The sequence below is a fragment of the Bradyrhizobium sp. TM102 genome (assembly GCF_009176685.1).
Taxonomy (GTDB): Bacteria; Pseudomonadota; Alphaproteobacteria; order Rhizobiales; family Xanthobacteraceae; genus Bradyrhizobium; species Bradyrhizobium ottawaense.
In genome coordinates, this window is record NZ_AP021855.1 from 7,098,949 (window position 1) to 7,111,774 (window position 12,826).

A 12,826-nucleotide genomic window follows, 5' to 3' on the forward strand; every position below is an offset into this window, starting at 1 on the left:
CATTACCTCAAGCCTCTGGCTCCGGGCCGTTGTGCACATCCCCCTAGGAGATTCTGCTCTGTGAAGAACCTCAGCGCCACGCTCGCGATCGTCTGGCGAATCGCCGTCCCCTATTTCCGGTCGGAGGACAAGTGGGCCGGCCGCGGCCTGCTCGCCGTCGTCGTCGCGATGGAGCTGGTACTGGTCGCGATCAACGTGCTGCTCAATCAGTGGCAGAACCGGTTCTACAGCGCCCTGCAGGCCTACGATCTGCCCGAATTCGTCAAGGAGGTCTGGATCTTCCTTGGGCTTGCCTTCACCTTCGTCGCTTTGGCCGTCTACAAGCTCTACCTGAACCAGTGGCTCCAGATCCGCTGGCGGCAATGGCTGACGCAACACTATCTCGGCGAATGGCTCGAGGGCGCCACCCATTACCGCATGCAGCTCAGGGGCGATGCCGCCGACAATCCGGACCAGCGTATCACCGAGGACGTCAAGAATTTCGTCGAGCAAACGCTGACCATCGGCCTAGGCCTTTTGTCGTCGATCGTGACGCTCGCCTCGTTCGTCGTCATCCTCTGGGGCCTGTCCTACAAGGCACCCTTGTACATTTACGGCACCGATATCCTCGTGCCCGGTTTTCTGGTCTGGTGCGCACTGGCCTACGCGATCGTCGGTACCGCGCTGACCCATTGGATCGGCGCCCCGCTCATCAATCTCAATTTCGAGCAGCAGCGCTTTGAGGCCGACTTCCGCTTCAACCTGATCCGCGTGCGCGAAAATTCTGAGCAGATCGCCCTTCTGAAAGGCGAGAACGCGGAGCGAGGGCATCTCCTGCGGCGCTTCGGCTTCGTCATCGGCAATTGGTACGAGATCATGGGACGGACCAAGCGCCTGACCGCCTTCACGGCAAGCTACGGTCAGGCGGCGACGCTCTTTCCCTATGTGGTGGTGGCGCCTGCCTACTTCGCCAAGCGCATCCAGCTCGGCGACATGATGCAGACCGGCTCGGCGTTCGGCAGCGTGCAGGATGCGCTGTCGTTCTTCGTCACCGCCTATCGCTCGCTCGCAGAGTGGCGCGCGGTGATCGCCCGCCTCGATGGCTTCGAGATGTCGGTCAGCTCCGCCGCCCACGGCGCGGCGCTCGAACCGACCATCGACATCGCACCATCGAACGGCAAGGCAATCGCGCTCGAGCAATTGCTCGTCAAACTGCCGAACGGCGCGCCTCTGGTCGCAGCCGATGCCTTCACGATCCAGCCCTCGGAGCGGGTGCTGGTGACCGGCCCGTCGGGCTCCGGCAAGTCGACACTGTTCCGGGCCATTGCCGGCGTCTGGCCGTTCGGCACCGGCACGATCGCCATTCCCGAGACGGCGAAGCTGATGATGCTGCCGCAGCGGCCGTATTTCCCGATCGGCGCGCTTGGCGACGCCGTCATCTACCCGACCGAGCACGGCTCGGTCCCGCCCGAGAAGATCCGCGATGCCTTGATTGCCGTCGGCCTGCCGCGACTGGCGGACCGGCTCGACGAGCACGGCCACTGGAACCGGACATTGTCGCTCGGCGAACAGCAACGCCTTGGGCTTGCTCGTGCGCTGCTACACATGCCGGACTATCTCTTCCTCGACGAAGCGACCGCCTCGCTGGACGAGCCGTCCGAGGACCGGCTCTATCGGCTGCTGACGGAGAAGCTGCCGCAGGCCACCATCGTCTCGATCGGCCATCGCTCGACGCTCGACGCCTTCCACACCCGGAAGGTGGCATTGGTGGAGGACGGCGAGATCCACGTCCTCGGTAAAGCCGTCGAGCCGGCCCGGGCGGAGCCGACCGCGGCGCGCTGAGAGGCCGGCCGGCGTCTCGGACGACCAAGGCTGGGCACCCGCACCCCATAAAGCAAAAGGGCGGCAGATTGCTCTGCCGCCCTCGTAAATGGTCTCGGGAAGAAACTTACTTCAGGTTGGTCATCGCCGTCAGGTCGAACGAGAGCTTGGCGATGCCGGCCGCGCCGCACCAGTTGGAGCCGACGCCGGTGGGATTGATGTTGCTGAAGCTGCCGTTGGCGGTCGCCGTATAGTCGCTGGTGAACGCGTTGCAGTTCGCCTTCGACAGGTCGGTGTCGGAGTAACGCAGGTCGAGCGTGAAGACCTTGTAGGTGAAGCCGACGCCGATATTCCAGGTGTTGTAGTCGGCGTACTTGATGCCGTTCGGGAACGGACCGGCGAAGCCCGGCGCGGCGAAGCCCGTGCCGTAGAACGAGTCGGACGTGCCGAGGAACTGGCGGCCGAACTCACCCGACACATACATGCCGACGCCACTGGAGCCGAAAATGGTGCTCGGAGCGGTGTACTTGGCGGTGATCGACACGTAGTCGCCCCACGCACCGGAGTTCAGGAAGCTCGGCGTGTAGTACTCGTTCAGGCCGACGCTCCAGTTGTCGTTGATGGTGTAGTTCACCTTGCCGTAGACTTCGAAGAAGCTGACGTCCTTCTTCATCACGTTGCCGTTGAGCAGGGCGTTCGCGGCGCACTGCGCGCTGAGCGCGTTGCCGGCGGTGTCGATCGGCGCGCCGTAATAGCAGGTCCCACCCGGATACAGGTAACCCCAGACGCCGATGTCGAAGGCGAACGCACCGAAGGTCGGGCGGATACCACCGTAGACGTCGATCTCGGCTGCGGCGCGGTTCGGGAAGGAGATGCTCTCACCGGCCACGCCGACATAGAGCTGGAGGTCCTTGGTGACGTTGTAGCGCGGCTCGAAATAGGCCGAGACCGACGGCTTGTGGTTCGACTGGGTGATACCGCGGAAGATGTAGTCGCTCATGACCGCACCGCCGAAGGCGATATCCCAGGGATCGAAGGCGGGCGGCGGCGGGGCCTTCAATGCCTTCACGCGCAAGTCTGCCGCGAAAGCCGAACCCGTCGTCACCATTGCCAGCGCCGTTGCCAACAAAGCCACTTTTTTCATTTCGATCCCCATCGCCAGTTCTTACCCAGTCGGATCCCGGAGGCCCCCCGGGGCAACGACCTGTCTGCAAAATTGCGTTACTGCGACAATCTGGATTGAGGGATGGGGACCGTGAAGCAAAAATCACGGGCATCTGCCGACTTTTTGGGCGTTTTGACGATTCCAGGAAAGGTTGTCAGCCTGTGTGTCTTCTCGATCACATTATTTGCATTCCAAAGGGCACGGCAGGACCCGTGCAAGTACGGGGAAGGCGGCTAGCGTGGCATCCGGGCGACGAATCAAACAGGCGCCGTGAACGGAAGACTTCCGGAGGCCCTGCGGCGATGCAAAAAGGCCGCAGCGTCACCGCAGCGGCCTTCCCTGTTGTTGGCGATCGCGGTCGCTGGATGGGACCTAGCCTTGTCCCTCGGCCGGTGCCGCTTCCGCAGAAGACGAAGGCATCGCCCAGCTCGTCTCGGCGGCCGGCTCGGGAGCCGGAGCTGGCGACGGCGCTGACGGCTTCGGCGCGGGAGCTGCCTTCGCCTTCTTCGGTGCCGCTTTCTTCGCGGCCTTCTTCGGTGCAGCCGGCTTGGCTGCTTTCCTGGCTGCCTTCTTCACAGCCTTCTTTGGAGCGGCCTTCTTCGAAGCTTTCTTGCCAGCTTTCTTCGTGGATTTTTTGGCAGATTTCTTCGCGGACTTCTTGGCTGCCTTCTTCGCGGATTTCTTCGCCGCTACAGCCTTCTTCGCCTTTTTGGCCTTCTTGCTTTTTTTCTTCTTCGCTTTCGCCATCGTGGTCCTCCTGTTGTCGACGAACAATGGTCGATCGGGCGTCGTTCTACCGTCGCCTCCGGAGGAAAGCTCAGGCTTGAAAGCTCAAACTTGCGCGTTCAATGCCGGCCGCGACCCGCCCGTAGCCCAATCGAGAAGCTCAATCGTGTGTACGACCGGAACTGACGTGCCACTGGCAATCTGCACCATGCAGCCGATATTGCCCGCGGCAATCATGTCCGGCTTGACGCTCGCGATGTTGGCGACCTTGCGATCGCGCAATCGGCCCGCAAGCTCGGGCTGGAGAATGTTGTAGGTCCCCGCCGAACCGCAACACAAATGGCTCTCCGGTACATCTTTCACCACGAATCCATTCTTGGAAAGCAATTCTTTCGGAAGGCCCGTGATTTTCTGCCCATGCTGCAACGAACACGCCGAGTGATAGGCGACGACGATGTTGTCCTGTCGCGCAGTCGGCTCGAGTGCGAGGCCGGCGATGTATTCGGTGATGTCCTTGGCGAGCGCGGACACCTTCGCCGCATCGGCGGCGAACGCAGCATCCTCGCGCAGCAGATAGCCGTAGTCCTTGATCACTGTGCCGCAGCCGGACGCCGTCACCAGGATGGCGTCGAGCCCCTCACCGGCCGCTTCCTTCCGCCACGCCGCGACGTTGGCTCGCGCCCGCGCCAATGCATCCTGATCGTTGCCGAGGTGATGGGTCAGCGCGCCGCAGCACTGTTCGTCCCGGACCAGGACAACCTCGACGCCATGGCGGGTGAGAAGACTGATGGCCGCCTGGTTGATGCGCGGCGCCAGGACCTGCTGGGCGCAGCCCTGGAGCAGCGCGACCCGGCCGCGCTTCTTGCCGAGCGCCGCGAACACACTGCCGGCGGCGGGGCCCGGCGGCGGCAGCCGGTGCGGGGCCAGCGCCAGCATCGCCTTGATGCGCTGGATCAGGCCGGGCGTCGCCGAGGGCCGCGGCGTCGGCAGGAAAACGGCAAGCGGACGGGCCACCCGCGCCAGCACCATGCTCATGCGAAAGCGCTGCGGGTCGGGCAGGACGAAAGCCAGCACCTGACGCAGCAGCCGCTCAGCCAGAGGCCGCTCATAACGCTGCTCGATCCTGACCCGGGCCTGGTCGACGAGATGCATGTAGTTCACCCCCGAGGGGCAGGTCGTCATGCAGGCCAGGCACGACAGGCAGCGGTCGACATGCTTGACCACTTCCGCCGTCGGCGCCTGGTCCTTCTCCAGCATCTCCTTGATCAGATAGATGCGGCCACGCGGGCTATCGAGCTCGTCGCCGAGCAGCACATAGGTCGGACAGGTTGCGGTGCAGAAGCCGCAATGGACGCAGGCACGCAGGATCTTGTCGGCTTCCGCGATGTCGGGATCGGCAAGCTGGGCGAGTGAGAATTCGGTCTTCATGCCACAGCGCCTCGGCTCAAGCGGCCCCGGTTGAGAACGGCCTTTGGATCGAAACTGGCGCGCACCCGCTCGCTCAGGGCGGCAATGCCCGGCGCCTGCGGATGAAAGACGTCGACATCGCGCCTGACATCCTCGGCCGCCCGGATCAGCGTTGCGTGACCGCCGACGGCGTTGGCACGCATCCGCACCGCGGGAGCATGCGCGTCGCCCTTCGGCGGCAATGCCGCCCAGATCAGCCCGCCGCCCCAATCATAGATCACGTCGCCGCCCGTCTCCCGCGCCAATTGCGTGCCGAGCGCAGCGCCTGAGGCCGGCGGGCAGACGATCCGCCAGACCGGCCAGGCGCCGAGCGCGCCGCTGGCCGCGAACGGCAGCACGTCGCGGATGGTGGCCCACAGCGCGGCCGACGCCGCGTCCTCGATCAGAGTCGCGGTTCCGAACGGCGCCAGCAATTCGCGCAGCGAGCCAGCGCGATGGGCGGCCGAGGCCGTGATACCCTCGAGCCGCAGCACGGTCAGGGCCTCGCCTTGGCCTGCGAGATCGCCAAGCCCGTCGGTCTTGGCCCGGAACGCCGATTTCGGCAGGTGCGCCGCACCGGAGACGTCGAAGGGCGAGCCGAGCGCCGCGGTCATCGCCTTGTTGGCGGCGGCATCGTCGAGGCCGCTTAGCAGCAGCGTCCGCTCGGCCTCGGGCTTGGGCATCACCTTCAGCGTAACCTCAGTCATGACAGACAGCGTGCCCCAGGACCCCGCGAGCAACTTGCAGAGGTCGTAGCCGGTGACGTTCTTCACCACTTTGCCGCCGGTCTTGAAGCTGTCCCCGAAGCCCGAGACGGCGTGGGCCCCGAGCAAATGGTCGCGCGCCCCGCCCGCCCTGATCCGCCGCGGACCGGCGAGCCCGGCCGCGATCATGCCGCCGATGGTCCCCGATACGGGCGTGCCGAGCAGCGGCGCGGTATTCATCGGCTCGAACGCGAATTGCTGGTTCTTGGCGTCGATCAGCGACAGCACGTCGCCCAGCGGCGCACCGGCCAGGAGCGTGATGATCAGCTCGTTCGGCTCGTAGGAAGTGACGGCGTTCAGCGCGGAGAGGTCGAGCACGGCGTTGGTCGCCATGGCATGGCCGATGCCGCGCTTAGAGCCATGACCGATGATCTCGAGCGGCTGCTCATTGGCAATCGCCGCGCGCACCACTTCTTCGACGTCTTTGGCGTCTCTGACCTTAAGCGTATCCACGACTCAGCCGGTATCCAAGTTTAGAACGGAAAGCAAATTTGGCGCGTTGCAGCGAGGCGCAGCGACCGACGCTAGAACCGCGGCAAATCAGGAAACGCCAGCTTGCCGGCATGCACATGCATGCGGCCGAGCTCGGCGCAGCGGTGCAGGGTCGGAAATACCTTTCCGGGATTGAGCAGGCCTTGCGAATCGAAGGCGCATTTCAGCCGTTGCTGCTGGTTGAGGTCGATCTCGCTGAACATGTCGGGCATCAGGTCGCGCTTCTCGATGCCGACGCCGTGCTCGCCGGTGAGCACGCCGCCGAACTCGACGCAGGCGCGCAGGATATCGGCGCCGAAGGCTTCGGCGCGCTCGATCTCGCCGGGCTTGTTGGCATCGTAGAGGATCAAGGGGTGCAGATTGCCGTCGCCGGCGTGAAACACGTTGGCGCAGCCGAGCTGGTATTTTTCGCCGAGCTCGCGGATGCGCGCGAGCGCCTTCGGCAGCGCCCCGCGCGGGATGGTGCCGTCCATGCAGAGATAGTCGGGCGAGATGCGCCCCACCGCCGGGAACGCGGCCTTGCGGCCGGCCCAGAACAGATTGCGCTCGGCTTCCGAATTGGAGATCTGCAGCGTTACCGAGCCGCAGCCTCGTGCAATGGTCTCGACCCGCGTGATCAGCTCGTCGACCTCGATCTTGGGGCCGTCGAGCTCGATGATGAGCAGCGCTTCGACATCGAGCGGATAGCCGGCATGGACGAAGGCCTCGGCGGCGTGGATCGCCGGCTTGTCCATCATCTCCATGCCGCCGGGGATGATGCCGGCGCCGATGATCCGCGCCACGCATTCGCCGGCGGCCTCGACCTCGGCGAAGCCGACCATCAAGGCGCGCGCCGTCTCCGGCTTCTGCAGGATGCGCACCGTGACCTCGGTGATGACGCCGAGCAGCCCTTCCGAGCCGGTGATGACGCCCATCAAATCGTAGCCCGGGTTCTCGCACCCCTTGCCGCCGATGCGCAGGATCTCGCCGCTCATCAGCACGATCTCGCAACCGAGCACGTTGTTGGTGGTCATGCCGTATTTGAGGCAGTGCACGCCGCCGGAATTCTCCGCGACATTGCCGCCGATCGAGCAGGCGATCTGCGAGGACGGGTCGGGCGCGTAATAGAAGCCGGCATGGGCGACCGCCTGGCTGATGGCGAGGTTGGTGACGCCGGGCTCGGTGACGACGACGCGATTGTCGAAATCGATCTCGCGGATGCGCTTGAACTTGCCGAGCCCCAGCAGCACGCCGTCTTCGAGCGGCAGCGCCCCGCCTGATAGCGATGTGCCGGAGCCGCGCGGCACCACCTTGATACCTTGCCCTGCACAATATTTCAGGATCACCGAGACCTGCTCGGTCGTATCGGGCAGCACCACGACCATCGGCGGCTGCCGATAGGCCGTCAGCCCGTCGGATTCATAGGCCCGCATCTCGGCAGGCGTATCGATCACGCCCTCGCCGGGCACGATCGCGCGCAATGCAGCAACGATCTCGGCGCGGCGCGCGAGCACCGCCTGGTCGCTCGCAGGCATCATGATGGCCATATCAAATCCTTCATGGCATATCTTTCCGGCTCACGCCGCACGATCAATTTGTCTCGGCAAATCAATCACGTCCGCGGGTGTTTGGGTAGGCCATCCGAAAGTCGGATCGGCCATCTTTCGCCAGTTCGCTCTGGGACAAGTCGGAAATCATGAAACCTGTCATGGTTTGGTGGCTTGTCCAAGCCGAGCAGGCCTGCCAAAACCGGCAGGTCGGGCGATTGCCGATCCGGCGAGAGACTGACCAGGCCAGACCCACCAGGGAAGAGACGAAGAGCATCCGATGACAAAACTGACTTTTGGCGCACTGACGATCCTCACCATGATTGCCACCGCACCCGCCGCGATGGCGCAGGATGTCGCGGCCGGCAAGACATCGTTCAACAAATGCCTGGCCTGCCACGCGATCGGCGAAGGCGCCAAGAACAAGGTCGGCCCCGAGCTCAACGGTCTCAACGGCCGCAAGTCGGGCACGGTCGAGGGCTACAGCTACACGGACGCGAACAAGAATTCCGGCATCACCTGGGACGAGGCCGTGTTCAAGGAATACATCAAGGACCCCAAGGCCAAGATCCCCGGCACCAAGATGGCGTTCGCCGGCATCAAGAACGAGACCGAGATCAACAATCTCTGGGCCTATGTCGCGCAGTTCGACAAGGACGGGAAGATCAAGCAGTAAGCACGGATCCGTCGACAGCTTCGGCTTCGGTTCTGACCGGGTCAGAACCGAAGCTGCGGCTTTTTGTTTGATGCGTTTTCTTCACGGCGTCGTTGCAAGCGCCGCGACTTGTCCGCCGAAGCCTCGGCGAAGGCGGAAGCAATCCAGAATCCCTCCTCGGAAAGACTCTGGATTGCTTCGTCGCAAGAGCCCCTCAATGACGAGTATGAGGCGGCATCGCGATGCTCCAATGCACATCCCAGCTGCAGTGCCGTAGGGTGGGCAAAGGCGCGTAGCGCCGTGCCCACGATCTCCCTCCATGAGCAACAAGGCGTGGGCACGCTGCGCTTTGCCCACCCTACGAGATCGAGATTGTGGCACACAGCTCAAGTCGCGGACATGCCTTCTCGTCCTCGCGGCGGATTTCGCCCGAGCTTTGCTTGATCTCGCCACCCTCATAGCCAAGAGGGCGCAGGGAAGGCCGGGTGCCGGCTCGCACCCGCGGTCCGCTGCGCGAAAAGCGCACGCAGGAAGAACCGCACAGCAGCATACAGGTGGTGCCGATCACTCGGCCTTCCCTGCGCGGTGGTCGGACGGCTTATGCCGTGCTCTCCCGGGAGCCGAGTTCCCTCTGGCCTCCCTCGCCCCGCGAATTGGATGATGCAGTCCGCCCGGTTGGGCTCGCTCGCACCTTCGCAAGACTTGACCGTAGCAACGACGGCCAGGACCACACGGTTTTGCCGTACGCGTTCAGCGTCGCTCGTCCGCACGCGGTTTCGGGCTCACAGGGACGACCCGCCCTGCCCGCTACCATCTCGTGCCGACGCTGCCGCGTCCACCGCAACCCGGCTCGCGAAACGTGACGACGCGCGATCGCCCCTCAAGGTCAAGCCGGGATGAGCGACACATACGCCGAAACCGAATTTCGGTAAAGTGGAATATTTTTAGCGGAGCGGATTGACAGGGGCCGACACAGGCCCGGTCCCGTAGGGTGGGCAAAGGCGCGCTCTTGCGCGACGTGCCCACGAATCCTCCCCAGTCACACGCAGATCGTGGGCACGGCGCAAGTGCGCCTTGCCCACCCTACGAGAGCTCTACGGGAGCAGCCACTTCGCTCGAAGACGCCCTAATCGGCGGCCGCCTGCGCCGGGGCGATTTTCCCGATCATCGTTTCGATTTCCGTCTTCACGAGCTCCGGCACGGCGTTCTGCACCATGTGGCCGAGATCGGGCAGCACGATCAGCTTCGCATTCGGCACCATGGCTGCGAACGGGCGCGCGTGAATGTTGGTCTTCACCGTCTTGTCGGGCTCGCCGGCAATGATCGTGACTGGCGCCGATATCTCGCCATAGCGCGCGGCTTGCGCAGTCACCGCCTCCTTCAGCGTCACCAGATCATAGGCATTGGCGATGAACTCGCGCGGGCGCAGCAGCAGCGGCGTCGCGGAGTCCTGCACGAATCCATCCGGCATCATCTGCGGCAGGAACACGTTGCGCGCGCCGGCCTCAGCGACGAAATAGCCGAGCGGCAGGGTGATCGTGTAGGCGAGCAGCGGACCGATCACCGGCGTTGCGATGAACTCATTGTAACGGCCGACACCGCCGCGCCAGGGATGGGTGACGGGGGCGAGCATGACCAGGCCGGCGACGCGGCCGGGATGATCGAGCGCAATCCGCGCGCCGAGCGCGCCGCTCCAGGAATGCACGACGAAGATCGCGCGATCGATCCCGAGCTTGCCAAGCGCCTCGTCGATCATCCGGGCCTGGATCTGCGGCGTGGAATCCTGGCGCCGCGCGCGCGTGCTCCAGCCATGGCCGGGACGGTCGACCAGGATGACGCGATGATCTTTGGCGAGCAGGTCCCCGAGCGGGCGCCGCATCGCTTCGAGATTGGAGCTGGCGCCGTGCAGCATCACGATCGGCAGGCCTGCATCGCGCGGACCGATATCGACGACGTGAAGCGTCGCGCCGTCGACCTCGACCATCCCGCCCTGCGGCGGAAAGGCGCGCTGCACGGCGACGATTCCAGCCTGCGTGACCAGCGCCAGCAGAACCAGCGCCGTCACGACTGACATCACGATCATGGAGAGAATCCGGGTGATCCTGGGCACAGGGCAGTTACGGGCGTTACGGGTGGCAGTTTCGCTCCGCCGGCTTTCCGGATTTGCGCCGAAACTGCCGGGGCTGTGGATATGTGCATAATTGAAGAACGTGAAAACTCAATGGAATCAACAACATTCCAGGAGGCCGCGCAAGCCTCGGAACAGCTTCATGCAGCCGTCATCGCGGCTTCCTTATAATCGCCATGGTCGGTTCCGCCATCTAGGCGCGGGTGGGCGCCGATCCTCCTCGCAGGCCCCAGGGCAACCTCAGGGGATGCGGGAAAGACCGGCAGGATTTGTCCTGATTTGAACCGGAGGATTTTCGATGAGCTTCAGATCGAACGACACTGCGATCGACGAGATCGTGGCGAGCTGCAACGGCGATCTGCGCGGTGCCCTGCGGGCGCTGCTGCTGATCAACGAGCACCTGGAATCGGAGCTTGCAAAGGCTTACGCCGCAGCCGCCGATCGCGGCCTGGTCGAGCGCGGCGGCAACGCTCTGCACTAAAGTGCGGTGGACCGCACTTTAGGCTCTCTATCGAGCATGATCTCGTCGGAAAACCGCTGCACACTTTTCGCGAACGCGGCTCTTCGGGTCCGGATCATGCTTGGCACGCAGACTAGTTCGCTCCGTCCTCGTCCTTTTCCTCGTCCGGGGTAAGTGCGGGACAGGCGCGGATCGTCGAACGGGCAAGCTTGGCATCGGCCCTCGACTTGTAGGGACCGTCGCCGAACCAGATATCGCCGATGATGACCGGATTGCTGGTCACGATGTTGCATTTTCCGGTGGCGCGGTTGCCGACCACCCAGAAAAGTCCGTCGGCGAAGCTCACCGTCCCCGACGCGAGCAGCAAGCTACCCGCAAAGATCAAACGCTTCATGGCTTTTGCTCCTGCCATGCAGGTAGGCCCCTGGCGGCGCCGGCAATAGTCCTCACGATGCCGCGCTTCCAATCGTGGTTAATCCACGTAAGGCGCCATCGCTCGGAAGATGATCAAACTATCCGCTATTGCGCGAGCACGGTCCTCCCGAACTATTCCGGATCGAGCTCTAGATATCGCGGCCTTCGACCTTCTCGGTCAGCGCCTTGACCTGGTCGGGAATCTTTTCGAGGTGCGGATTGACGGCCAGCGCCTTGCGATAGGCCTCGAGCGCGCGCTTCTCGTCGCCGACCTCCTGCATGATCATGCCGAGGCCAGCGAGCGCGCCGAAATGGCGCGGCTCCCGGATCAGCACCTGCTGGATATCCGCGAGCGAACGGCCATAGTCATTCTGCATGTAGTAGAGCGTGGCGCGCCGGTTCCAGGCCTCGATGTAGTCGGGCCTCAGCTTGATGACCGAATCCAGCAGCTTGATCGCGACCTCGATCTTCTTGGCGTCGACCGCGGTCTTGGCGCGGGCCATCAACAGCGCGGCGGTGTCGCTCGGGGTCTGTAGCCAGATTGCCCAGATCCGCGCCTCGACATGCTTGGCGCTGGCCTCGTCGGGCGCCGCCTTCAACGCGCCGAACAGGAATTCGAGATTCTTGTTGCGATCGACCTTGGGCAGCTTGGCCGGCGCTTCCGGGAGCTTCTTCTGCTTGCCGGGTGGATCAACCTGCTGTGCCAGGGCCGGAGCAAGGCCGGAGGTTCCCAGCACAAGGGCCAGACACAAGGTGCGCGCGAAGAGGAATCTCACTGCCATGGTCGAAGTCTAAACGCGCAAAGCCGCCCTTGCAAAGCAAAGGCGGCGTCAAACTCGTGTGAGACCGTGGTCTTGCGGGGCGCGCGCGGGCGTCCGGCAGGGCAATATCAGCCCTGACGAGCCTTGAAGCGGCGCTGCACCTTGTTGATCACATAGACCCGGCCCTTGCGGCGGACCAGGCGGTTGGCGCGATGGCGACCGCGCAGCGATTTCAGCGAGTTACGGACCTTCATGGCGGAATCCTGAACGTTCGAAAGGCCGTGTTCGGCACTACCGTTTCGGCACGCGCGAATGTGGCAAAATGAGATTTTTCCCGCCGGCGGACGACCGCCCGGGACGGGGCGGTTCTTAAGGCATGGCGGGAGGTGATGTCAATGTTAACTGCCCGGTTCCGAACCGGCAAATTCGCGAAAACAACCCCATGCACAGTCGAAGCGGCCGAATCGGCCCGATTCAGCGCTGGGGAAT

At 64.0% G+C, this 12,826-nt stretch carries 12 protein-coding genes; 3 read left to right on the forward strand and 9 right to left on the reverse strand.

Features of this window, described 5'->3' with window-relative positions; translation table 11 throughout:
* The first annotated feature begins 60 nt into the window (after positions 1–60).
* Positions 61–1,821, forward strand: coding sequence for an ABC transporter ATP-binding protein/permease (locus GDN70_RS33585; protein ID WP_095424786.1), 1,761 nt, complete (start codon positions 61–63; stop codon positions 1,819–1,821).
* Positions 1,822–1,927: 106 nt separating this feature from the next.
* Here the strand turns inward: GDN70_RS33585 and GDN70_RS33590 are convergent, their stop codons facing one another.
* The 5 genes from GDN70_RS33590 to GDN70_RS33610 all read right to left on the reverse strand — a co-directional run bounded on the left by GDN70_RS33590 (position 1,928) and on the right by GDN70_RS33610 (position 7,919).
* A complete protein-coding gene (locus tag GDN70_RS33590; RefSeq protein ID WP_038947510.1) occupies positions 1,928–2,944 on the reverse strand; it encodes a TorF family putative porin in 1,017 nt (338 codons plus the stop codon).
* A gap of 393 nt (positions 2,945–3,337) precedes the next feature.
* Complete coding sequence (locus GDN70_RS33595) at positions 3,338–3,712, reverse strand: histone (protein WP_152103586.1); 375 nt, start codon at positions 3,710–3,712, stop codon at positions 3,338–3,340.
* Positions 3,713–3,796: 84 nt separating this feature from the next.
* A complete protein-coding gene (gene glcF, locus GDN70_RS33600) occupies positions 3,797–5,119 on the reverse strand; it encodes a glycolate oxidase subunit GlcF (RefSeq protein WP_095424785.1) in 1,323 nt (440 codons plus the stop codon).
* Positions 5,116–6,354 carry an FAD-binding protein gene (locus tag GDN70_RS33605; protein ID WP_152103587.1) on the reverse strand — a complete coding sequence of 413 codons (1,239 nt, stop codon included), beginning with the start codon at positions 6,352–6,354 and terminating at the stop codon, positions 5,116–5,118. The genes glcF and GDN70_RS33605 overlap by 4 nt, the downstream gene beginning before the upstream one ends.
* A gap of 71 nt (positions 6,355–6,425) precedes the next feature.
* Positions 6,426–7,919 (reverse strand): FAD-linked oxidase C-terminal domain-containing protein, encoded by a 1,494-nt coding sequence (locus GDN70_RS33610; RefSeq protein ID WP_152103588.1) that lies wholly within the window; start codon positions 7,917–7,919, stop codon positions 6,426–6,428.
* 280 nt (positions 7,920–8,199) lie between these two features.
* Between GDN70_RS33610 and cycA the strand changes: the two genes are divergently transcribed.
* On the forward strand, positions 8,200–8,595 hold the full coding sequence (gene cycA / locus GDN70_RS33615; protein WP_028140083.1) for a cytochrome c-550 CycA: 396 nt from the start codon (positions 8,200–8,202) through the stop codon (positions 8,593–8,595).
* Between the two features lie 1,105 nt (positions 8,596–9,700).
* On the opposite strand, the gene GDN70_RS33630 is transcribed toward cycA, so the two are convergent.
* Positions 9,701–10,657, reverse strand: coding sequence for an alpha/beta fold hydrolase (locus GDN70_RS33630; protein WP_038947515.1), 957 nt, complete (start codon positions 10,655–10,657; stop codon positions 9,701–9,703).
* A gap of 343 nt (positions 10,658–11,000) precedes the next feature.
* Here GDN70_RS33630 and GDN70_RS33635 point away from each other — a divergent pair, with 343 nt between their 5' ends.
* Positions 11,001–11,183: a hypothetical protein gene (locus tag GDN70_RS33635; protein ID WP_152103589.1), complete on the forward strand. Its 183-nt coding sequence runs from the start codon at positions 11,001–11,003 to the stop codon at positions 11,181–11,183.
* 112 nt (positions 11,184–11,295) lie between these two features.
* On the opposite strand, the gene GDN70_RS33640 is transcribed toward GDN70_RS33635, so the two are convergent.
* The 3 genes from GDN70_RS33640 to ykgO all read right to left on the reverse strand — a co-directional run bounded on the left by GDN70_RS33640 (position 11,296) and on the right by ykgO (position 12,591).
* Positions 11,296–11,556 (reverse strand): hypothetical protein, encoded by a 261-nt coding sequence (locus GDN70_RS33640; protein ID WP_028140081.1) that lies wholly within the window; start codon positions 11,554–11,556, stop codon positions 11,296–11,298.
* A 169-nt stretch (positions 11,557–11,725) separates the two neighbouring features.
* Positions 11,726–12,358 (reverse strand): tetratricopeptide repeat protein, encoded by a 633-nt coding sequence (locus GDN70_RS33645; protein WP_038947517.1) that lies wholly within the window; start codon positions 12,356–12,358, stop codon positions 11,726–11,728.
* Positions 12,359–12,465: 107 nt separating this feature from the next.
* Positions 12,466–12,591 carry a type B 50S ribosomal protein L36 gene (gene ykgO, locus GDN70_RS33650; protein ID WP_006611362.1) on the reverse strand — a complete coding sequence of 42 codons (126 nt, stop codon included), beginning with the start codon at positions 12,589–12,591 and terminating at the stop codon, positions 12,466–12,468.
* Between the last annotated feature and the right edge of the window lie 235 nt (positions 12,592–12,826).